22 protein-coding genes and 1 pseudogene are annotated in these 22,620 nt (G+C 29.6%); 9 read left to right on the forward strand and 14 right to left on the reverse strand.

Annotated elements, in window-relative coordinates:
- Positions 1–54: 54 nt before the first annotated feature.
- Together OTK55_RS05100 and OTK55_RS05105 are read left to right on the forward strand one after the other, a co-directional pair.
- The gene (locus tag OTK55_RS05100; RefSeq protein ID WP_274870992.1) at positions 55–5,373 is read left to right on the forward strand and encodes a beta strand repeat-containing protein; all 5,319 of its coding nucleotides are present in this window, start codon (positions 55–57) and stop codon (positions 5,371–5,373) included.
- A gap of 206 nt (positions 5,374–5,579) precedes the next feature.
- Positions 5,580–6,593: an MtaA/CmuA family methyltransferase gene (locus OTK55_RS05105; protein WP_274870994.1), complete on the forward strand. Its 1,014-nt coding sequence runs from the start codon at positions 5,580–5,582 to the stop codon at positions 6,591–6,593.
- 24 nt (positions 6,594–6,617) lie between these two features.
- On the opposite strand, the gene OTK55_RS05110 is transcribed toward OTK55_RS05105, so the two are convergent.
- Together OTK55_RS05110 and OTK55_RS05115 are read right to left on the reverse strand one after the other, a co-directional pair.
- Positions 6,618–6,914, reverse strand: a complete 297-nt coding sequence (locus OTK55_RS05110) for a hypothetical protein (protein ID WP_274870995.1) — start codon at positions 6,912–6,914, stop codon at positions 6,618–6,620.
- A gap of 19 nt (positions 6,915–6,933) precedes the next feature.
- Complete coding sequence (locus OTK55_RS05115) at positions 6,934–7,110, reverse strand: DUF7557 family protein (protein ID WP_274870996.1); 177 nt, start codon at positions 7,108–7,110, stop codon at positions 6,934–6,936.
- Between the two features lie 309 nt (positions 7,111–7,419).
- Between OTK55_RS05115 and OTK55_RS05120 the strand changes: the two genes are divergently transcribed.
- The 3 genes from OTK55_RS05120 to OTK55_RS05130 all read left to right on the forward strand — a co-directional run bounded on the left by OTK55_RS05120 (position 7,420) and on the right by OTK55_RS05130 (position 9,610).
- Positions 7,420–7,686 carry a hypothetical protein gene (locus OTK55_RS05120; RefSeq protein ID WP_274870998.1) on the forward strand — a complete coding sequence of 89 codons (267 nt, stop codon included), beginning with the start codon at positions 7,420–7,422 and terminating at the stop codon, positions 7,684–7,686.
- Positions 7,687–7,793: 107 nt separating this feature from the next.
- On the forward strand, positions 7,794–8,918 hold the full coding sequence (locus tag OTK55_RS05125; protein ID WP_274870999.1) for an ABC transporter permease: 1,125 nt from the start codon (positions 7,794–7,796) through the stop codon (positions 8,916–8,918).
- Between the two features lie 14 nt (positions 8,919–8,932).
- Complete coding sequence (locus tag OTK55_RS05130) at positions 8,933–9,610, forward strand: ABC transporter ATP-binding protein (RefSeq protein WP_274871000.1); 678 nt, start codon at positions 8,933–8,935, stop codon at positions 9,608–9,610.
- Between the two features lie 201 nt (positions 9,611–9,811).
- Here the strand turns inward: OTK55_RS05130 and OTK55_RS05135 are convergent.
- Positions 9,812–10,189: pseudogene (locus OTK55_RS05135) on the reverse strand (transcriptional regulator FilR1 domain-containing protein); the annotation flags it as partial.
- A 21-nt stretch (positions 10,190–10,210) separates the two neighbouring features.
- A complete protein-coding gene (locus OTK55_RS05140) occupies positions 10,211–10,612 on the reverse strand; it encodes an ArsR family transcriptional regulator (protein ID WP_274871002.1) in 402 nt (133 codons plus the stop codon).
- Between the two features lie 280 nt (positions 10,613–10,892).
- On the opposite strand from OTK55_RS05140, the gene OTK55_RS05145 reads away from it, so the two are divergent.
- Both OTK55_RS05145 and OTK55_RS05150 read left to right on the forward strand, forming a co-directional pair.
- Positions 10,893–11,063 carry a hypothetical protein gene (locus tag OTK55_RS05145; protein WP_274871003.1) on the forward strand — a complete coding sequence of 57 codons (171 nt, stop codon included), beginning with the start codon at positions 10,893–10,895 and terminating at the stop codon, positions 11,061–11,063.
- The gene (locus OTK55_RS05150; RefSeq protein ID WP_274871004.1) at positions 11,051–11,926 is read left to right on the forward strand and encodes a uroporphyrinogen decarboxylase family protein; all 876 of its coding nucleotides are present in this window, start codon (positions 11,051–11,053) and stop codon (positions 11,924–11,926) included. Before OTK55_RS05145 ends, OTK55_RS05150 begins: the two co-directional genes overlap by 13 nt.
- 99 nt (positions 11,927–12,025) lie before the next feature.
- On the opposite strand, the gene OTK55_RS05155 is transcribed toward OTK55_RS05150, so the two are convergent.
- From OTK55_RS05155 to OTK55_RS05185, 7 genes are all read right to left on the reverse strand, one after another.
- Entirely contained in the window at positions 12,026–12,760 is a 735-nt protein-coding gene (locus tag OTK55_RS05155; protein ID WP_274871006.1) for a hypothetical protein, read from the reverse strand.
- Between the two features lie 303 nt (positions 12,761–13,063).
- The gene (locus OTK55_RS05160; RefSeq protein ID WP_274871007.1) at positions 13,064–13,585 is read right to left on the reverse strand and encodes a nitroreductase family protein; all 522 of its coding nucleotides are present in this window, start codon (positions 13,583–13,585) and stop codon (positions 13,064–13,066) included.
- Between the two features lie 39 nt (positions 13,586–13,624).
- Entirely contained in the window at positions 13,625–14,074 is a 450-nt protein-coding gene (locus OTK55_RS05165; RefSeq protein ID WP_274871008.1) for a hypothetical protein, read from the reverse strand.
- 89 nt (positions 14,075–14,163) lie between these two features.
- Entirely contained in the window at positions 14,164–15,096 is a 933-nt protein-coding gene (locus tag OTK55_RS05170) for an ARPP-1 family domain-containing protein (RefSeq protein WP_274871009.1), read from the reverse strand.
- A 21-nt stretch (positions 15,097–15,117) separates the two neighbouring features.
- Positions 15,118–15,495, reverse strand: coding sequence for a hypothetical protein (locus tag OTK55_RS05175; protein WP_274871010.1), 378 nt, complete (start codon positions 15,493–15,495; stop codon positions 15,118–15,120).
- A gap of 596 nt (positions 15,496–16,091) precedes the next feature.
- Entirely contained in the window at positions 16,092–16,490 is a 399-nt protein-coding gene (locus OTK55_RS05180) for a hypothetical protein (protein ID WP_274871011.1), read from the reverse strand.
- Between the two features lie 15 nt (positions 16,491–16,505).
- Entirely contained in the window at positions 16,506–16,835 is a 330-nt protein-coding gene (locus tag OTK55_RS05185; protein WP_274871013.1) for a DUF2085 domain-containing protein, read from the reverse strand.
- A gap of 240 nt (positions 16,836–17,075) precedes the next feature.
- Between OTK55_RS05185 and OTK55_RS05190 the strand changes: the two genes are divergently transcribed.
- Complete coding sequence (locus tag OTK55_RS05190; RefSeq protein WP_274871014.1) at positions 17,076–18,038, forward strand: DUF4268 domain-containing protein; 963 nt, start codon at positions 17,076–17,078, stop codon at positions 18,036–18,038.
- A 132-nt stretch (positions 18,039–18,170) separates the two neighbouring features.
- Here the strand turns inward: OTK55_RS05190 and OTK55_RS05195 are convergent, their stop codons facing one another.
- From OTK55_RS05195 to OTK55_RS05205, 3 genes are read right to left on the reverse strand one after another with little or no spacing between them, the layout of a single operon-like run.
- On the reverse strand, positions 18,171–19,019 hold the full coding sequence (locus OTK55_RS05195) for a zinc-ribbon domain-containing protein (protein ID WP_274871015.1): 849 nt from the start codon (positions 19,017–19,019) through the stop codon (positions 18,171–18,173).
- 13 nt (positions 19,020–19,032) lie between these two features.
- Complete coding sequence (locus OTK55_RS05200) at positions 19,033–19,941, reverse strand: zinc ribbon domain-containing protein (protein WP_274871017.1); 909 nt, start codon at positions 19,939–19,941, stop codon at positions 19,033–19,035.
- Positions 19,942–19,950: 9 nt separating this feature from the next.
- Positions 19,951–20,505 carry a hypothetical protein gene (locus OTK55_RS05205; RefSeq protein WP_274871018.1) on the reverse strand — a complete coding sequence of 185 codons (555 nt, stop codon included), beginning with the start codon at positions 20,503–20,505 and terminating at the stop codon, positions 19,951–19,953.
- Between the two features lie 489 nt (positions 20,506–20,994).
- Between OTK55_RS05205 and OTK55_RS05210 the strand changes: the two genes are divergently transcribed.
- Positions 20,995–21,642: a CFI-box-CTERM domain-containing protein gene (locus OTK55_RS05210; RefSeq protein WP_274871019.1), complete on the forward strand. Its 648-nt coding sequence runs from the start codon at positions 20,995–20,997 to the stop codon at positions 21,640–21,642.
- Positions 21,643–22,620 lie beyond the last annotated feature (978 nt).

The following is a 22,620-nucleotide window of genomic DNA, read 5'->3' on the forward strand; positions in this document are numbered from 1 at the left end:
AAATGATGATATGATTTATTTGAATATTTAAAAAGTTAAGGAGTTAAATACATCATGTCAAAAAAGTCGACATTTATCTTTGTGATAACTCTCATTGTTTTAATTATTGGAGTATCCGCGGTTAGTGCTGCTGATGTATCAAGCAATGATACAAGTGTATCTACTGTTGATATTCCACAAAGTACAACTCATACAGTATCAAGTGATGTTGTAAAAGTTGATCATAAAACCACAGAGGTATCACAGGCAACAAAAGAAATTAAGACAGTTAATGTCACAAAGGAAAAGACAACAAAAACTGCAAAGAAAACATCTAAGAATTTAAAGAAAGATACACAAACACATGTTGTAACAAATCAGACATACACACAGTTCTTTACAAGTGGTAAATTAAATGACAATGTAACAAGGGGAGATGTACTTGATTTACAAGGAAACTTTATCTCATCACAATCATTTAATTACACAATGACTATAAACAAGCCCGTAAACATTATTTCAACAACACATGACTCTAATATTTCATTAAACTCTACAAGTACAGATTTCTTTGGAGAAAGCTATGGAAACGCATTTACAATAACACGTAATGGTTCAGGAAGTAACATTACTGGAATATACTTCTACAACACGCAATTATACATAAACAACACAGAAAACGTAACCTTAAATAATATAACAGTTATCAATGAAGGCCAGGTAGTTGGTGGTGGAATAGGAGTTACATCTATCAGAGGAAACTCTTCATACATCACAGTTAAAAACAGCTATTTTAAAACAAAAAATAATGGTGGACATAGTACACTAGTGGGTGCTTATGTAAATCATTGTATATTTGATAACAATACAATTATTGGAGAAGGTACATGTGGTAATTTAATGTATTTAACAACATACAATGTAGATATACCGAACTATAATCATAGTAATGAATATAATACTATTTCAAACAATAGAATTTATGGGCCAAGTAATGCATTGGCAATATGTTATGGTATATGTATTGCAGGATGTAATAATCTAATTGAAAATAATACTGTTGAATACAATAAAGGACAAGGTATAATAAATCAGTGGGGTAGTGGAACAACTACTGAAGGAAATATAGGAGTTCTATCAATAGATAATATATACAGAAATAATGTATTGCTTAATGGAAGTTCTTTCACATCAACAACAAAAAGTTTAGTAGTAAATAATACTGTAACAGGTACTGCAAGAATAGTTTCACTATGTGATGCATATAATAACAATTTCAATGCAACAAGAATACAAGGTACAGTAAAATTACATGATAATAACATGACAAAACTCACAGTACAATCAAGTAACAGTGGAGTAATAGATAATTATAATATAACAAACAATAACATCTCTGGAAACGTAGAATTTACTGCAGCAGCATCATCATTATCAACAAAAAATATTACACTAACCGGTAACACAATAAATGGTAATATTACAGTGACAGGTAACAATGGAAAAATAAGTGATATCAACATTAACTCAAACATTATTAAGGGAGCTATTGTATTAGGACCAAAATCAAATCAGAAAGTAAATAATGTTACAATAACAAATAATCTTATAAACTCAACATATAACACAGCAGTAATATTATCATCAAAATCATCAAATATAACAGTATCTAATAATACATTATATGCAAAAACAACAGCAGCTAACAATGCAGTAGATAATAAAGGAACTGGTAATGTAATTTCAGATAATTTACCATTAAACTACATTACAATAACTGATGACACATATAATAATTATTTTGATGATGACGGAATATTTAATTACACAGTACCATTCTATATTGATAAAATAGTGTTAGAAGGTGCATTTATTAATAATAACATATTTACATTTGTAGAAAATAATCTAACCTTAACAGGAAAAGATGAAAATACAATACTATATAATGCTACAATAACAATAGATGGCGATGCAAACTTCACAATAAATAATCTTAAAATAATCAGCACAGACATAGAAAACCATAATTCTATAATTCTTAATACTGAACATAACACAGTTGATAATGTAACAATAATACAGAATGCAACCTCTGGAAAAGCACAAGTAATACTAATTAATGCAGATAATAACCAAGTAATAAACAGCAATATCACAGTTACAGGTCCATCAGATAGTGTAGACTACTTTAGTGACCCAGCAATAGCACCAACAGTAAATATTATAGTTTCATCTAATAATAATACAATTGCTAATAACTACTTATACACTTATGCATCAACAGCTTCTGGTTATGGTACAATCGAATCAGTAACAGTACAGGCACCTACTGGTGTAACCCTAGAAAACAATAAAATAATCAACAACACAGTACGTGGTAATGGAACAGATTATATTTATGGATTGAATTTAGGAGGCAATGTAAATAATAACATACTTGATGGAAACAATATAAACATAACCTCAAAGACATATGCTAATGGTATACAGTTCTTCCAAAGTCCGGCATACAATAACACAATTACAAACAATATAATTGATGTAACAGCAGGATACTCTGAAGGACAAGTAACCTATGGTTTAATATTCAGTAGTTGGAATGATGGAAACTTTGAAAATAACCTTATACATAATAATACAATATATGTAAAAGGTAATGAAACATATGGTATAGAAATATTCTCATATCCATACGGATCATCATCAATAGTTAAAAATACGACAATATCAAATAACACTATTATTAGTAATGGTACCTATGCAGAGGGTATAGCATTAATGAGTAATGACTATAATATCACAGGTAACACAATATTAGTAACAGGAACTACTAATGCTACTCGTCTAGCATCAGCTGATTGGATAAAACCAACAACAGCAGGTATAATACTACAACAAGTAAAAGGTGCAAATGTCACATATAACAGGGTAAATGTAACAACAGGACCAGGTTTTAAAATATTAGACAGGTCTAGTAACATAAACATTACAAATAACACAGTATACACAACACAGGGACTAGGTGATGAATCAGTACTCATAGTAAGTGGAAGTAACGTAAATGTTACAGATAACTTACCAATAATACCACGTAACACAACAATAACAATAGATGGAACATTACTATTATATAAAAACAATACAATCAACATTACATTAATAGCAGATAATGGTGCTAAAGTAAACAGTACAATACTAGTAACAATAAATAACGACACAAGAAATGTAACACTAACCAATGGAGCATACACATTCACATACAAGCCAACAACAATAAATGACGTTACAATCACAGTATTATTTAATGGTACAATTAGATTTGTAAACTCTACAGCTTCTAAAACAATAAAAGTAATTGATGATAGAACAACACCAATAATAACAATTGACGGTAATTTAGCATTAAATAAACCAGGTGAAGTGACAATAACATTAAAAGATGTTAATAACACTAATCTAGAATTACCAGTATACATAACATTTAATGGTAATACCTTTAAAATCACAATAAGTAATGGAACATACACATTTACAACTACTCCAAGCAGTATTGATGATTTACTAATCACTACTAGAACAGATGAAACTGAACAATACTTAAGCTCAAATCTAACTAAAGCTCTTAGTATAACAGAAACTCGAATAAACACAACTATAAACATAGATGGAACACTATCCTTATATAAGAATAATACAATAACAGTAACATTAAAAGATGCTAATGATAACCTAATTAATTCAGGTAATGTACTAGTTACAATAGGGGACATCACCAGACTTATAACAATCAATGATGGAATAGGAACATTCACATACAATCCTAATAATATGGATGATGTTATAATCACAGCTAACTTTAATGCAACAAATACATACTTAAACTCAACAAATACAGCAATTTTAACAGTAACAGATGACAGACACAATACAACAATTACTTCAAACAACAATAACTATGTGATACTAGTAAACAATGCTCTAATAATAAAAGGAGTATACAAAGTAGACAACATAAAATCAGGAGTAGATGGTCTAATAGTAACAATTGATGGAGTAAATACTAGCATTGTAAACACTAATAATGGTAAATATAGTTATACCTACATTCCAAAAACAACCGGTACACATACCATAATAATCAGTTACAATGGAAATGAAACCTGTAAACCATCAAATACCACAATAACAATTAAAACAATGGGAAAATCAACAATAAACACTAACATACCAGAAACAATAACAGTTAATAAAATCATAAACTTAATAGCTAACGTTACAGACGAACAAGGAAATCCAATAACAGGTACAATCACAATGAAAGTAAACAATAAGATTATCAACTCATTAACAGACTCATCAACAATAAAAACAACATACCTATTCGATACAATTGGAGATAAAGTAATTACAATTACATACACAGATCCAAACGGAATATATGAAGATAATACAATAACATTAGTACGTAACATTAATACTATACCTGTAACAATGAACATGACACCAGTAACAGGAATAATAAAAGAAGAAACACCAATCACGGTAACAGTAGTTGATATGGATAACAACACAGTAAATAATGGAACAGTTAAATTTGTTACAAATGATGGTACAATACTAGGATATGCACAGGTAGATAAAGGACTATCAACAATAACAACAATACCAACTAACATTACGAACACAAAAATAGAAGCACAATACATGGGAACAGACATATACAGAACAGCAGTAACAGAAACAACACTCAACGTAAATAAAGTAAAAACAGCAATTACTGTTGATCCAATAAATGTAAAAGTGGGAGAAACAACAAACTTCACAGCAAGAATCACAGCAATCACTGGTAAAATAGTAAATAATGGAAATGTTATCTTTAAATTAAATGGTGTAACAATCAAAAACAGTGATGGAACAATAAAATACATAAAAGTAGTAAATGGTACAGCAACACTAACAGAATACACAATCCCAGATGCATGGGCAAAACGCACAATAAAAATAAGTGCAGTATACCATGGAAACAATCAATATGACCAGTCAAGAAGTACTAATTACACACTAAATATCACAAAACGTGAGGCAAAACTAACAGTATTACCAATAACAGCAAGTAAAGGTTCAACAGTCACACTAACCACAAAAATAACTGATAAAACAAATGCTAGTATGAAAATAAACAGTGGAAAAGTAGTATTCAAACTTAATGGTGTAACACTAAAAGACAATAATGGAAACGCAATAATAACAACAGTAAAAAATGGAACTGCAATACTTAAATACACAATACCATCCAGCATGGCATCTAAAAACTATAAACTAACAGCAGTATTCATGGATGACAATTATAATAGAGTAGAATCAAACAATACACTCACAATTAAAAAATAGAAGATATTTCTATTGAATTAATCATTTGATAAAAAGCGGAGGTTATATCCTCCTCTTTTATTTTTTTTATATAATATCTATTTTTATAATACTTACGTATTAACCACCAAAAAACTTTTTTTTTATATTTATAAGTTAAATAGAATATTTAACATACTAATAATGATAAATAAATTATTAATGAAATAATGGTTAAGGATTAAATAATGATTAATTATAAAGAAAACTTCAAGAATAGCTTAACAAGTAGTACAAAGATAACACCAGTAGCACCTATAACAACAATAGTATTAATGGAATACATGGAAAAAACAGGTGCAAAATTCCCAGAAGCACATACTGATGCAGATAATATGATGGAACTAGCAGCAGCACCATATAATTATAGTGGTATTGAGGGAATAAACATACCATTTGACATGACCATAGAATCAGAGGCAATAGGATGCAAGGTAGATTTAAGAAGTGATGACCAAAGACCAGAAGTAATAGAAACACCATTTAACAATCCAGATGATATTAGTATACCAGATGACTTTCTATATAATGGTAGAATGCCAGTATTATTTGATGCAATAGAAAAAATACAAGAAAAATATCAGGAAGTGCCGTTAATTGTGGGTGTTGTAGGTCCATTCACACTGCTAGGACAACTACTGGGCATAGAAGAATTATTAAAACTTGTTGTAACAGATTACTTTGAAATTGAGGAGGCTATAAGTATCGTGACAGATGCATTACTTGATTTTACAAGTAAGATTGACTCATATAGTGTTGATGCTATATGTGTATGTGAGCCAAGCTCATCATCAGACCTGCTTAATCCGGATATTTTTAAAAGACTTGTCACGCCAGAATTAGAATTATTATCCGACAATATTCAGTCAGGTTCAATACTTCATATCTGTGGTGATACAACACCTATTATACCAGATATGCTAAGAGTGGGTTATGATGCTATTAGTATTGAGAATGCTGTAAATCTTGATTATGTGATGAATAAGCGTGCTGAATTAAATAGTAATACAAAGATTTGTGGTAATATCTCAACTAACAAAGCATTACTATTAGGCTCAATGGATGATGTTATAAATGAATCAGTAAATGCTCTTGAAAAAGGAGTAGATATACTTTGTAGTAGTTGTTCTGTTCCACCTCATTCACCAGAGGAGAATGTGCATGCAATGATAACAGCAAGGGATGAATATATATCAAAATAAAGAGATATGAGTTTAATTTTTTTTTCATCGATTATTTTCAAATCCACCATAGCTTGGATGGAATCCATTCTCTTCCGTCATTGCTAACTCATATTGTTCCTGGTTGTCATAGTAATCTTCTGCCATCTCTAGGATAAGATTAAGTGTATCCCTATCCTCAACACCTAATGTTCTAAACATTGCATAGATGTCACCATTCATTAGGTGGATGTTAGCATTCACAAGATTTATTATTACATCTTCTATTGAGTCAAATTGATACATTTCCTTTATTTGTTTTAGGGTATCTAGCAGTTCATCTGATAAATCAATAGAGGTCATTATTATTCACATCCATTAATTAATAGTAAATTTCATCATCAAATTCTTCTTCTACTTCCTGGTTTAGTTTACCATTATTAACATCGTCATAGTATTGGTCGAGTAATTTTCCTATTACATCATCCATTGATTCATTAGTTTCCTGTAATTCTCGTAGCATATTGTAAATATCATCAGAGATTTCTATTGTTTTCATATATTATCACCCTGTTCTTCTACTTTTTGAAATATTTTATTTATCCTATTGGTACACCTTCTAGGGATTAATTATTATCTTCTATTATTTATTGTGTTTATCTTCTTATATATTTTTTCTAATAAATTATTAAATATTATGACAATAATAGATAATCATAAATTATAGATTATCAAAAATAATAATTATTTGATGTTTTCACTAGCAATCGTAAATAAATAATAGGATATACAGGGGGTTTGGTTAATTATTCAGCCTAAGAAAATAATACTACTAGAAATAGTAGTTATACTATTAATAGCATGCCTAGTGTATTTCTATTTTATTGCATCAGTACCTGATGGGAATAATTCAAATAATAATAGCAATAATGACCTACATTATCATATAACTAATGATTCAAGCTATTATCAGTATTCACCTAAATATGGTGCTTATGTTCATGAATGGATAAGTTCGGATGGTGTTAATCATATTCAATCACATGATGGTAGTATCAGGGAGTCTTATAATCCATTCACTGGTGAATATGAGGCATATAGTCCAAAATATGGCTATGAACATAAATACATCTAATAAATGCGTATGTCCTAGTTAGTACTTAATTATATATGGAATATAAGAGTATATTAATAATAAAAAGATAGGCTATAATAGTAAAATTATTAGTGAGATGATTTTTATTGAATTACCTTGAATTAATGATAAGAAATCCATTTAGAAACAAGACAAGAAGTTTCCTAGCAATAGTAGGAATAGCAATAGGGATAGCAACAATAGTAGCACTAGGTGTTATAACAGCATCCCTAGAAGAATCAACACAAACAACATTACAAGAGGGAACAGCTGAAATAACAGCAATGCCATTAGGCTCATCAATGATGGGAGGAGCAAGTGGCTCACTAAATGAGTCATATGTAGATGAATTAAAAAATATTAGTGGAGTAAAACAGACAGCAGGACTACTTCAAGTATCAATAACAGACCCCACAGGCACAGGACCTGGAGCCATAACAGTATATGGAATGAACTCCAAGGACTTGGAACTAGAAGGAATAAACTCCATAAATGGTTCAACATACAATGATAACAAGAGAGAAGTAATAGTAGGAAAAAGCGTAGTAGATTCTGAAAATTATACAATAGGAGATAATATAACAATACTAGGAGAACAATATAAGATAGTAGGAACCTATGAGACTGGATCAATGTTTACAGATGGAGCAATATACACAGGACTAGAAACACTGCAAAACGATTCAAACTCACAGAATGAAGTATCAACAATAGCAGTGAAAGTAGATGATAATACAACAGTAGAAACAGTAAACAATAATATAGAAAACCAGTATAATGACACATTATCCACGATAACCTCTGATGAAATGGAGAAGACAACAGAAAATATGATGTCAGTAGTAAATGCTGCTACAACAGCAATAGAAGCATTAGCAATAATCATTGGAGGGGTAGGTGTAATAAATACTATGATGATGACAGTATTTGAGAGAACACGTGAAATAGGAGTACTAAAATCTGTAGGATGGACTAGTATGAAAGTACTGACAATGATTATGGGTGAATCAATAGTACTAACAATCATATCTGGAATAATTGGAACAATACTAGGACTACTAGCAGTAATAATTCTATTTAATATCACTGGTGGAGATATGACACTAACATACAACATTGGCATATTCATCAGAGCATTTGCAGTTGCACTAATAGTAGGAATACTGGGAGGATTATATCCAGCAATTAAAGCATCCAGACTAGCACCAACAGAAGCACTAAGATATGAATAACAAGAGGGTAATGTATGTCAGAAAATATAATAGAAATAAGAAACCTCAAGAAATACTATGATAATGGTCAGACCAAGGCATTAAATGGCCTAAATCTAACAATAAAAAAAGGAGAATTCGTGTCAATAATAGGATCATCTGGTAGTGGAAAATCAACACTACTAAACATGATAGGAACACTAGATAAGCCAGATGATGGAACAATCATAGTAGATGGAGTAGACGTGGTAAACACTAAACAAAACCTGAGCAAATTCAGGTGTGATGAAATAGGATTCATATTTCAACTACATAACCTAATACCAAACCTATCAGTACTAGAAAATGTGGAAATACCACTACTATCAAAGTCTAATAGGATTTCAAAGAAAGATGAGGAAAAGGCAATACGATTACTAGAAGATGTGGGACTAAAAGATAAATTACATCAAAATCCTACTAAGATGTCTGGTGGACAAAGACAGAGAGTAGCAATAGCAAGAGCCCTAGTAAACAATCCACGGATAATCCTGGCAGATGAACCAACAGGAGCACTAGACACAAAGACAAGCCAAAAAATAATGAAACTACTAAAAGAATTACACACGGAACATAATGTAACATTAATAGTAGTAACACATGATCCTACTGTAGCAAGTCAAGCTGATAGAATAGTGACTGTACAGGATGGACAAATAATAAATACTACATAAAATATATTAACTAAATTGTCTAATCATTCAGTATATGATGTAATAAATAGTTAAGTATATAAAGAGTTAATAAGAAAATAAAAATAAATATAATCTACTTAGTTAAATTACGAAAATAAACTGAATACTTATTCAAGTATTCTAATAATTACTTTTTTTGGGTGACTAGACTATCTTTATATAAAAAAATTAGAGTAAATTTTAGAAGTTTAACTTGTTTTCATCGATTAATTGATTCATTTTATCCACTTTCTTCTGGTCTTGTACTAATAGCATTTCTGAGTCATCACAGTTTCCATCATTATAGAATAGAAATAGTGATATGAAGTTTTCGGTGCATGTGAGGAATTTGTTTAGTTTTACGTGGCTGTTGGAGTACCATATGCTTATCTGGTTTTTGTCTTCTAGTTCTTTGAATAATGGTCCTAGGTCTGATTTCTGTATTTTTTTCATGATTAGCTTGGATGTTATTAAATCAAGATGTCCCTTATTGTTTTGTAGTGATTCGAGTATTGCATGTATATGGAATTGTGATAGTATTGGTAGTATTACTTTGATATTTTTTGATTCTAGGAGTAATTCCTTGTATTGGTGTGATGCCTAGTTGTAGTCTAAGTGGGTGGATTGAATTATTTCAGCTTCTTCCCATACATCCATATTTAGTGTTAAGTCTAGTGGTAGATTTGGCTCTATATGATTATCTATAAAGTCTATGTTATTGTTTATACTATTCCAGTTCTCAAAGAATTTATATAATTGTTTTGATATTATGTATCCATAGGATGTTAGGGAGTAGTAGTCATTGAATTTTTCTATTATTTCTTTTTCTTCTAAGTCTTTTAGGTAATGTAGGAGATTACTTTCTGATTTGTTTAAATCTGTTTTTAATTCTTTTATTGTCTTATTTGTGTCATATAACGACATTAAAATTTCGATTCTGAAGGTACTGTTTAAAAAGTATTTCAGTGATTCGAAGGAGTTTATATTGTCGCTGTTTAGCATTCCTAAAAACATTTTATATTTTTATCCTTATTAATAAAGATAATTCTTCTAATAATCTAATTCTAATAATCCAAAACTTATCATTTATATAGATTAAAACTTTGAAAATAACACTTATTTTTTATAAAAACGAGTTATATTCTAATATAAACCTATAAAAACTATATATAAATCTTTTTTTAAATAATAAAATAGAATTTGGGGGATAATCGGATATTATAAGGTAATTATCTGGTTATCTGTTTAGATTCACTAGAATTATCTTATTGTGGTGATTAAGATGAATATGGATATTAATTTAAAAGACAATTTAATAAACGCTTTAACAAATAAAGATACTGATATAACACCTGTAGGTTCATTTCCTGCAACATGCATGACAGAATTAATGGTTAAAGATGGAACTCCTGGCCAAAGGGACACAGAGATGCAGAACAAATGGCAAAAATAGCATCAAGTGCATACAGGTATGTAGGACTAGAAAGTATGATGCTACCATTTGACCTATGTTTTGAAGCAGAAGCAATGGGATGTGAAGTAGCACTAACAGACCATGATAACTCATCAAGCACAACACATGCACCATTCAAGGGTGTAAGTGATGTGGAAATGCCAGACGACTACATACACAATGCAAGATTCCCAGCTCTAATTGAAGCAACAAAAATACTACACGAAGAATATGATGATAAAGACGTGCCAATAGTAGGAGCAATGAGTGGACCAATAACAGTACTTGGACAATGCTTAGGAATAGAAGGAATACTTAAAAAAATAGCTACAGACTATTTTGACGTAGAAGATGCATTAGATGCTATAACAGATGGATTAATAGAACAAATACATCTATATAATGATTTAGACATGGATGCAATAGTACTATACGAGCCAAACGGAACACCTGAACTAATAGCCCCGGAAATCTACTATCAATTACTAACACCATTCCACGAAACATTAACTGAAGAATCAGATATACCAATAGTATTACACATATGTGGAGACACAAATGCTCAATTAGAAAATATGATGACATGTGGATATGATGGAATAAGTATAGCAGATGATGTGGATGTAAATTATGCAAAACAAGTAAGAGAAAAAATAGGAGCAGACACTGCAATCTGTGGAAACATATCAACAACAGACACACTATTTATGAAATCACCAGCTGTTGTAAAAGAAGAAGTAACCGAAGCATTAGAAAAAGGAGTAGATGTACTACTACCTAGCTGTATGATTGCACCACTTTCACCAGAAAAAAACATAAAAGCAATGGTGGAAGCAAGAAATGAATTCTTTGACATCCAATAAAAACATGAATATTAATGCTCTACACTTTCTATTTTTTTATAAGTGATAGAGCATTCAAAATGTTTAGAGAAATTGTTTTCTAATTCTTTTATCTTTTTTTTAGACATAGATTGCTTTTCCATCTGCTGTTTCATATCTATGTCCATAATCTGTAAATCCAGTATCCTTTGCTTTAACAGTTTTTCCATTAGAACCTGGAATAGGTACATCCTCGTACTCACTATCATCACTACTTGAGCTACTACCTATATCACTACTTGTTTTCGCGTTTTTTCTTGTATTAGTGGATGCTGTAGAGGTACTTTGACTGTTATCTGTATTATTAATTATTGTTGTATTGTTTGTCATGTTTTCTAGAGTTAAGTTTCCACCTACGGGGTTTATTCCAGTTTTATTAATACTTTTAGCTACATGTGTCACTTGGTCTATGTCGGTTCCTGTTATGAGGATTATGCATTCATTCTGTATATCTGCCTCATAATAGGAGTATGTTCCACTTTTATTTGACACTGATACATTATCATATGTTACATTTTGGCCTAGATTACTACCATACTGTGTTCCGATATCCCATCCTGCCTGTGCTGTTTCATTTAATTCATTCATATCACGATATGCCCATGTTTTTATTGATAGATTATTGTCCTTGTCATCATACGTATTATAGTTAGTTGATGTGTTATTTACTACTGCATTACTATTTGGTACTTCGAGTGTTATTCCACTCATTGTTATTGTTTTATATTGTGGTTGAAGTGTGTAATATGCTCCTACAGCTATAGCACATACTACTATGATTACTGCACATATTACCACAATACTCTTCGTTCTCATATACTGTTTTCCTCCATAATTTTTATTAATTTAGATGTTTAACTGTATATCTTGTTTAATTTATAAAATTAATGGGATTAAAATGAGGAAAAATAATTGGAAAATAACAATACCAAAACGATGTCTAAGAATATAATGAATACTTAAAAAAATTATATTGAATATTTGGTTATATGGTGGAAAAAATATCTAATTACTTTTCAGGCTATATAAATTTAAGTTAAATTACTCACTCTAAAAAAAGAAATTATGGTGAGTGGTGGTTATAATAACTACTTCTGGTTATTCTTATACGTATATAACTTAGTTTACGTAATGTATTTTATCTTTATCAATATCATCAAGAGTATGAGGCTCTGGCTGGTCCTTAGTAACACCGAGGGATAGTACTCCAACGATACGATAATTATCACCCATACCAAGTACTTCACATGCTGTGTCTTCAGCATCCTTACCGAGTAGTGAACTACGTAGGTGGAATTGACACCAACAACTACCAATACAAAGACTAGCAGCCATAAGGTCCATATATGTTAATGCAATAGATGAATCTTCAATCCATGTATCAGCCTTTTTTGTATCTGCAAAAACAGCTATGGCTACATTTGCATCTTTAAGCATATCTGATCCAGATTTTTTAGCTTTTGATAATTTTTTTAAGGTATCTTTATCTTTAACTACTATAAATTCACATGGTTTTCTATTACGACTGGTAGGTGCAAGTAAACCTGCTGTTAGTATCTTATTAAGATCTTCATCACTAATTTTATCATCAGTGTATTTTCTTATGCTTCGTCTTTTTAGCATAACATCAAGTAATGTCATAATATCAAAACTCCCTATTTATTTAATCTTTTTATTCTTTTAGAATATACGTATTGGTGGCTTAAATGATTCAACAACCTCACCATTATCAGTATATGTTAGTAATCTGTAATAATTAGTCCGTTTACTATTATTATATGTGTAGTAGTGGCCATACTCCATATATACTTCATCATTACTAGTATTATATGGATGTACACGTAATGTATGAGTTATAATACGACAGCCAATCTGTGGAGTATCACCAGTAAACTGGTAACTCATACATCCCTCCTCGTCTGTTAACTCTTCATATCTGTCAAAGTATCCAATTACCGGAATACTTTTAACTTCATCATGTAATGGGAAATTACAATCATATAACTCATAAAGATACTGTAACGTGTACACTTTGAATGCCTTATCATAATTCAAGTTAATAATATCAAGGTAGTTCTGCTTTTCTTTCCTGTACTCTTCTAACTTTTTCAATGTCTCATCAGTTACCATTTGACAGATTACTCCTACATGGAATTCATTCTATTTTATGAATATATCTATAACTATTAATATAAAAAAAGTGTGGTGGTGATGATTATTTATGATTCTACTCGTCTGAAAAATGATGCATTAATTGGATTATCATCAAGTAGGGTTGCCTGGCCAACAATATCACCTTCATCAACACGAATATCACGGCCCATGCTCACACACTCAAATTCATCAATACTAGAAGAGGTGATTTCACTGATAAATTTATCTATAACAGTAGATACATCATAATACTTCTCATGATCGTCCTGGCGTATAATAGCTTCGGGAACATAGCTTTCCACTATTCTTCTATGATTATCACGATACCATGACTGGTTAAACAGTAATTCAATGCCAAGTACAACACCATTAACCAGGATAACACAGCCAATCATACCATCTCTGTATGGGAAATGGTCCACATATTTATTTAATTTTTTCTTGTTAATGGTATACATATCTCTAAGAGCACTAGTCTCTGATTCAACGTTCATTTCCTTGTTAACATCATCAATAGTATCCCATACACGTGATTGATCAGAACATCTCCTACCACTATTTTTCAATGACTTACCAACATCCTCAGCCTTAGCACGTCTAACACGAGACTCTGCAAAATATCCTGAATGTCCGAAGTGCTTAGATGTATAATTCCATCTGCCAGCTTCAGTACAGGAAACCATGATATTCATACTACTTTTAGCCTCAATAATATAAGTAGAGTTAGAAATCCTGTTCTGTTTAGCACCAATAATTTCTTCACCATCAAAAATAATAAGGGGAGTAACAGCATTATTAGACACACACAACATGTTAACATTCTCGGGCTCAGTCTCATTAATCTCAACAAGACCTAGATCCAGGCCTTTTTCAAGGGGAAGAATATCAACACCACTAAAAGACTTAGAACTCTTAATACCAACGAGTGAAAGATTCATATAACTCTGCACTTCACAATACTCAAAACTATTGAAGATATCCGCTAAACTATTACTCAACAAAAACACCTCTAACATTACTTATAAATAATTGATATCACACTCAGGATTACTACGTAAAACCTCAATTTCATCATGGGTAAGTAATTTACAAATCACAACACTACCCAAGATGAACCTGACAATACCAAAGTCCTCATCTAATATTTTATCATACAAACGACCACTACTCATAGTACCTAAAGCCACAGTTCTAACACTATTAGCAACATAACCAGAAGGACCAGCATAACGAAGATCAACACGAATAGCCTCACTATCAAACTTATTACCAAAATCCTTCACAAGCTTAACAATACTACCAACTCGGAATGGCTTAATACCATGAAAAATATCAAGAGCCGTAACCGTGAAATAAATATCATCCTCAGAGACACTAGATTTATCATTAATTATCATATCAACTTCCACATTTTAATCAATTAAATAATAATATAACTTGATAACATATAAATATTACTACTATAAATAACTAAAAATCAATAATAAATTTGTATAAATTCAAATAATTCTAAAAAAGAAAATTAAGACGATTAAAAAGAGAAATTTAAATACAAAAGAAACATTAAATAAATTATATAATTAATCTTTTTATAAGACAATAAATAGTCCTCAGAAGTTGATGTCTTCTAGTTTTACAATAACACTTAATTTATTATTTATATGTTATATAACAATTTAATAATTATCTATCAGAATCTAAAAGAAAAATAATAAATAAACAAAATAGTAATAAATACAAATTTATATTAAATAACTACAAAATAAATTAAGAAATAAATAAATAAAATCTATTATAAAAGCAACATATGTATACAATATATAATTCTGATTCGTTTAACCTAAGTTTATCGAAGTAAAAAAATAAGACAATGAAATTAATATAATTCTTACATAATTCATTTAATAAAAAAAAATAGGATATTAAATATTTCATTAATAACTGTTAATTATGTTATTATTAAAGAAAATATTTAATATATTTAAGTTAATAGTTAATCAGCGATACTTACTACACCATATTCAGCAGTAGTATTTTCTTCTTTTTTCACTTCTCCATCTCTAATAATTTGAACTTTTAGGTCACGACTATTACCACCTTGTTTCTGTATAGTAGCACTTACAGTACTATAATCACTAGAGTTTGTAATGTTTATTGTTTCATTTCCATCACCACTATAAGAACTACTTGAACTGCCATTTAGTATAGAACCAGACCAACTACCATCATAGATAATTTTTACCTGTGTTCCAGTAGCCTTGTTAGTATTCTGGTCTGGAGTACCGACACCTGCTATCATACCTATAATGATACAGCCGATACAGCATACAACTAGGACAACTGCAATCTTCTTACCAGTACCCCATTCACTCCAATCTAATTTAAATCTCATCTTAATCATTACTCCTTACATTATATAGATAAAGTATTTGATTGCTTTGATGAAGATACAAAAACCTAATCCGCCACATAAACCTGTTATAAAGCGTAATGTATTATTACTTAGCCTATCTGTTAACAACTGGGTAGTTCCATCTATAACCATAGGTACTATTAGTAATGTTGCAAGAGTCAATAGAAGCATATTATAATCAACAAAGAAATAGAATGCATACATGATATATAAGCATAATCCAATATAAAAGCCTGTACATCTACTACATACAGGGAATTGGTGTCCTCTTATGAAAAAACTTCTCTCAGGTATCCTGTGACAAATCAAATCCATTATTTTCATCTTAATATATAATATATAAAAAAGTAGTATTTAATCTTTTCTTTTTCAATATAACATGATTAATACTAATTATAATTCTATCATATAGATACTAATAAATTAAATTAAAATCAATTGGATTATTTTCAATTTTTAATCTAAGCTGTGTGATAATATAAAAATATTTCTCTATTATCGAAAATAGAAAAAATAAATTACATAACATTTTATTAACAAATAAACTAATAAGGAAGGATATAAATGTATACAACAGAAGAACTAGGAACACTTGAAGAAGTACTATTAAGAGAAATATGGCCCCATGAAGCATCAAACTTTACAAATTGGCTAGCACAGGAAGAAAACATTGAATTATTAAGCAATGAATTAAATATGGATATAGAAGTAATAGATACAGAAGTTCCAGCAGGTAAATACAGACTAGATATCCTTGCAAGAAGCAGTGATGATGAAACAATAGTCATAGAAAATCAGTTAGAACACACTAATCATGACCACTTGGGAAAAATAATAACATATGCATCAGGACTAGATGCAACAACAATCATATGGATAGTTGAAGATGTAGAAGAAGAACATAGACAAGCAGTAAACTGGCTAAATGAACACTTGGATGATACAATAAATATATTCTTATGTAAACTAAGACTATTCAGAATAGGAGACTCACCAGCAGCACCTAAATTCCAGGTAATATGTGAACCAAACAACTGGTCAAAGGCAGTGAAAAAAGTAAACAATAACAATGATTCAGAAATGGATATGATAAAACTAGAATACTGGACAAAAATAGCAAAATATATTAGAGAACACCCTGAAATACACTTAAAAGAAAGAAAACCATTAAAACGCAATTACTATAATATAAAATTATCTAATGTAAAAAAATCATTAGCTCATCTTAGTTTAAAAATAAACACTCAGAAGAAACACCTCTTAACTCAAATATGGATTGAAAATAATAATGAATTATTTGAATACTTATTTACCAATAAAGAGACGATAGAAGAAGAGTTAGGTTTTGAATTATTTTGGAGGAATAAAGAAAACAATAAATCATCAACAATAGGTATTAGACGTAATATAGATTCAATAAAGAAAGATAACTGGGATGAATATATTAAATGGCACATAGATATGGGCGAAAAATTCAATAATGTATTTGCTCCTATAATTAAAGAATTTGAAAAGGAACACTGCTAATTGCAAGATACTTAATTGGGTAGAAACATGTTTATTAAGTAATAAGAAATGTTTACAAATAAATTAGATGATACCCTAATAAGAATAATATATTTTTAAAAAAAAAGAGAAAAGTAATGGAATACTATCAATTTACATCATTTTTTTGATTTTGGTGACAATATTTGTGACAGGTTTTTTTAGAAACATGTTTGATAAAAATGCTACAACTACACCTAAGATTATCAGAGTAATTAGATGGGTTCCGACGTAGTATTCATATAACTCTGCAGCAAATGAACCATATACAACTCCAAAGAGTGGACTTTCTAGAATACCTAAGAATAATCCGACAATGAATCCTGATATTGTTGCATTAATTTCATTATCAATAGGTGCTGCACAGAATCCTACAGATATTATAATAGCTATTATATATGCATACCATGATAGTTCCAGCCATACTCCTATTATAGATAATACTATTGACATTATTAAAGCTATAACAGCGGGTATTATTATGCTTACTAAATTAATTTTTTTTCCAATACTTGGATTTGATTCTTCTCTAGTTTTTATATTATCGTTTATATTGGTTGAGTATTCTCGAGAATATCCTGTATCCTTTTGATTATTTACTTTTGTTCCACATGTTGGACAAAAGAGTGTGTTTTCTGGGATTTGTGTTCCACATTTTTCACATTTTAGTTCTTCTTCCTCTTCATATTCTTCGTCGAGTCTATTGCCACATAATGGACAAATTATATTGTCTGAATATATTCTGGCACCACAGTTTTTACAGGTCCGGGTAAGGGTTTGTTCTGATGAATTCTGTTCTTCTTCAGTTTTAATCTCTTGACTTTCATTAGATTCAGCCTTTTGGTTTTCATCAGATTGGACTTCTTGATCTTCATCTGCTTTGATAGGGGTGGGTTTTCCGCAATTTGGACAACTTTCCATACCCTCTGGAATAGTTATTCCACAATTATCACATTTAACCATAATGTTTCACCTCCTATTCGAATAGTATTTTTTCTTTTATTTTATCAAATTCTTCTTGAGTAATAGAACCCATTTCTAGTAATTCCTGGTATTCCTTTATTTGCTGTGCTTTACTAGGTTCTGTGTTCTGGTTCTGGACAATGACTTGCTGTGGTCTGTCTCTTAATGATTCATATAATGCCACCAGGTCTTGACCGAATTCATAGCTTGGTAGTCTGATTTCATATGATGTGTTATCTACTAGTTTGATCATTAATCTGTCAAACATGTCTGCACTATCATTGTTTGCTATCATATCCTTGAATCTTGTTGCTTTAAGTGATTGGATTTTATTTTGAATGTTTCTCTTAATATCGTGGGGGGATGTGAACATTCTTTTAGTGATATCTTCATATCTACTTTCATCACCGAGTCTTTTAGTTACCCTCATGGATACTATCTTGTCAAAGTAGAAGTTATTAATACCAGCATTTACTTTTTCCCAGTCACGGTTGTCTATTTCCATGAAAACAAATTTATTATCCTTAATTAGGAAGAAACCATCATATCTGTTAGTATAATCAGGTCTGAGGTATATATTAAATGTTTTATGTTTAGCACGTATATCTTCTAATGCATTGAAACGTTTCATACTGGTAAGGAAGTAGTCTTCATCCTTGATTCCGAATTCCTCTGCAAGTTTATCATATCGTGCAAGAACTTCATTACGTTTAGCATTCCATTCTCTTTGTTTAGCAGAAATGGATGCACCATTTTCTAGTTTATAGCCACATTCACGACAGAAGTTTGTGTTTTTATCATTTTTTGCCCCGCATTTTGGACAAATGTCCGATGGGGTCTCCGTTTTATCTACTTTTTCTCCACAATTGAAACAGAAATTTGATCCAGTGACTTCTGCTCCACAGTTAGGACACTTTACCATAGTGAATCACTAGTTACCTTCAAAATCTTTCAATGTCTTTTTAATTCTGTTTTCCCAGGATTTTTCTTCCATATCTTTAACAGTAGAATCCAGGTTACTTGAAACATTAGAAATAGAACTATTCAATGCATTAATCTTATTATCCATAATATCTAATTCTAATTTCATGAATCCTTTTTCAATGTCCTTATATATTTGAGAATTATCCTCATTAATCATTTCAACATCTGACTGCTCATTAAGCATATCCATTAATCTTAAAAATACATGCTCCTGATGTTGTTTCTCATACTCCTTTATATCTGCACCACTATAGATCTTGTCTAATAACATCTTTATAACATTAATAAAATCCTGTCTATCAGAGTGGTCGTTAACATTATTTGGAAGAATATCTGTTTTAAGTAAAAATACAGAATCAACTTCTTCATTATTTTTTAAAACTAAGGAGTATCCCTTCTGTTGAATATAAACTAGAGCAATAGATTTATTATCATATATATCAAGTTCTACTTTACTAAATTCTTTTGGGATTGATAAATAATCCAAATTACGTACTAGCATTTTTATCATCTCTTTAACATAAACTTATAAAATTACTGCTGTTATGATTAAAATAATGATTTTAATTTAATCTTTTTAAAATCAAAAACATTTTACTAAGAATCATACATTTGTAGCTTCTATTTTTATTTTTATTACACACAAGATATAAACATTACCCTAAACATGCTAATATCCACCATATAATTACAGAATAGTCAAAAATAAAATCCTCAAACAAAAAACAAGAAAGATAACCTTAACATAAGTTCTTTACCAGCACATCCAAAAATAACGGATTAAAATTTAGAAAATCATTAAGAAAAATAAAATTCCTTTCACAAATTAATAAAGATATTTACAAGATCAATTATAACCAGCAGGATATATCCCTCCTAGAAAAAGAAATCGATGTACAATACCTACAAGAATTCAAGAATGAATGGTATATTAATTAAAAAATATAAATACTTAATTAGATTAATTAAAAAATTTTAAGGAGTATGCATTATGGCAGATGAGGAAAAACGGTTGGTTTCATATACTGAAATTAACTATGTTGATTTATATGAAACAAGAGCAGTAAGACATGGTACTGGAGTGAGTTATGGTAAAAAAGGTGCAAGAGTTTATGGAGGAAGAAGTAACTCCACTCAGGAATGGACTAATTTAGGACGAGGTACTTTAACTTTATCAGGAAATAAAGTATTTTTTGTAGGTGGGGGACAATCAAGAACAATACAGATTAATAAAATAAATCAAATACTCACAGATCCTAATAATTCAGTAATAGAAATTAGTGTAAGTAATCGTCAAAAAAGTATGAGATTTGCTTTTCCTGGAAGAACACCTAAAGATGCAGAGAACGTTGCAAATGCAATTTTATCAGGACAAACCTCTGTAGTTATTACAGAACTTACAAAAGCACCAAGTGGTTGTTATATTGCAACGTTTGTTTATGGGGATTATAATGCAAAACAAGTTTTATTTCTAAGAGATTACAGAGATAACGTATTATTACATAACACATTAGGTAAAATATTTGTAGATTTTTATTATAAAATAAGTCCCTTTTTAGTAAAACACTTTGGAAACAATATATTTAGAACCACTTCAAAAATTATATTAGATAAAATAATTAAAAGATTACAAAAATAAATGATTTCAGTTACTTATGCAGATAAGTTCTTTCAATACATTTCCTTTTTTTAAAAGTATACCTATAGTATATAATTAATATAATCTATTTATTCAAGATTAACATATTATAAATTAATTATAATCAATTCATGTTTTAACATTATTTTTTATCCTATCAATAATTAGTGAAGGTAAGTTATTTAGAAAAAATATAATTAAAAATTAACATTAAATTTATCTATTTAACTAATATAATCAAGAATATAATAAGTTAAAAAATAAATAAGAATAATAAATATTATCTCTATTCTGTGTTATTAGGATATATCCTATTTATTTTTTTGATTATCAGATTTTATAGCAACAAATCTTTCTTCTAAATAAGAAATAATTTTTTTACTTTTATTTGAATTTTTGTTACAATTGTTTTCTTTATTACTTTTTTTATTTGACTTTGACTTTTCATAAGACATATAAATAACCTCTTATAATAAATATGATAAATAATATTAAGAATAGGATACCTATAAGTAATATTTTCATACCTTTTCTTGAATAGTCTATTTTCTGATCCATAATTGTTTTATTTTCATTTATTACTTCATCATAGTTTTTAATAATTGTTATAATAACATTATCTATTATTTCATCATTATCTATTACTTTACATAGTCCTTTTAAATCAGGATATGATGAAAATTTGTTATAACTTAAAGATTTTAAGAATAATATAATCGCTATAAAATAAAATAATAATGAAAGTAAATACAATAATATAATAATTTGAATTGATAATTGACTCAGGGAGTTATTAAGATTAATTAAATTCGGAAGGAGTGTACCTTGTATGGAAATCATTACACCTAAGAATGCTACAAAAGTTTTATTTTTATTATCTATTAATTCATTTCTTCGTTCTTCTTCAAGATATCTTTCTAATGATAATTTTAATAAAATTTTGTCACGTTCTAATTCATTTTCATCACAGATAATAGT

It is taken from the genome of Candidatus Methanosphaera massiliense, assembly GCF_028890305.1.
In the GTDB taxonomy this organism is placed as follows: domain Archaea; phylum Methanobacteriota; class Methanobacteria; order Methanobacteriales; family Methanobacteriaceae; genus Methanosphaera; species Methanosphaera massiliense.

Excerpts from the sequence above, each read along its gene's own strand:
- OTK55_RS05100 (WP_274870992.1), top strand. The coding sequence starts at position 55 with ATGTCAAAAAAGTCGACATTTATCTTTGTGATAACTCTCATTGTTTTA.
- OTK55_RS05105 (WP_274870994.1), top strand. The coding sequence starts at position 5,580 with ATGATTAATTATAAAGAAAACTTCAAGAATAGCTTAACAAGTAGTACA.
- OTK55_RS05110 (WP_274870995.1), bottom strand. The coding sequence starts at position 6,914 with ATGACCTCTATTGATTTATCAGATGAACTGCTAGATACCCTAAAACAA.
- OTK55_RS05115 (WP_274870996.1), bottom strand. The coding sequence starts at position 7,110 with ATGAAAACAATAGAAATCTCTGATGATATTTACAATATGCTACGAGAA.
- OTK55_RS05130 (WP_274871000.1), top strand. The coding sequence starts at position 8,933 with ATGTCAGAAAATATAATAGAAATAAGAAACCTCAAGAAATACTATGAT.
- OTK55_RS05140 (WP_274871002.1), bottom strand. The coding sequence starts at position 10,612 with ATGCTAAACAGCGACAATATAAACTCCTTCGAATCACTGAAATACTTT.
- OTK55_RS05145 (WP_274871003.1), top strand. The coding sequence starts at position 10,893 with ATGAATATGGATATTAATTTAAAAGACAATTTAATAAACGCTTTAACA.
- OTK55_RS05150 (WP_274871004.1), top strand. The coding sequence starts at position 11,051 with ATGGCAAAAATAGCATCAAGTGCATACAGGTATGTAGGACTAGAAAGT.
- OTK55_RS05155 (WP_274871006.1), bottom strand. The coding sequence starts at position 12,760 with ATGAGAACGAAGAGTATTGTGGTAATATGTGCAGTAATCATAGTAGTA.
- OTK55_RS05160 (WP_274871007.1), bottom strand. The coding sequence starts at position 13,585 with ATGACATTACTTGATGTTATGCTAAAAAGACGAAGCATAAGAAAATAC.
- OTK55_RS05165 (WP_274871008.1), bottom strand. The coding sequence starts at position 14,074 with ATGGTAACTGATGAGACATTGAAAAAGTTAGAAGAGTACAGGAAAGAA.
- OTK55_RS05175 (WP_274871010.1), bottom strand. The coding sequence starts at position 15,495 with ATGATAATTAATGATAAATCTAGTGTCTCTGAGGATGATATTTATTTC.
- OTK55_RS05180 (WP_274871011.1), bottom strand. The coding sequence starts at position 16,490 with ATGAGATTTAAATTAGATTGGAGTGAATGGGGTACTGGTAAGAAGATT.
- OTK55_RS05185 (WP_274871013.1), bottom strand. The coding sequence starts at position 16,835 with ATGAAAATAATGGATTTGATTTGTCACAGGATACCTGAGAGAAGTTTT.
- OTK55_RS05190 (WP_274871014.1), top strand. The coding sequence starts at position 17,076 with ATGTATACAACAGAAGAACTAGGAACACTTGAAGAAGTACTATTAAGA.
- OTK55_RS05195 (WP_274871015.1), bottom strand. The coding sequence starts at position 19,019 with ATGGTTAAATGTGATAATTGTGGAATAACTATTCCAGAGGGTATGGAA.
- OTK55_RS05200 (WP_274871017.1), bottom strand. The coding sequence starts at position 19,941 with ATGGTAAAGTGTCCTAACTGTGGAGCAGAAGTCACTGGATCAAATTTC.
- OTK55_RS05205 (WP_274871018.1), bottom strand. The coding sequence starts at position 20,505 with ATGCTAGTACGTAATTTGGATTATTTATCAATCCCAAAAGAATTTAGT.
- OTK55_RS05210 (WP_274871019.1), top strand. The coding sequence starts at position 20,995 with ATGGCAGATGAGGAAAAACGGTTGGTTTCATATACTGAAATTAACTAT.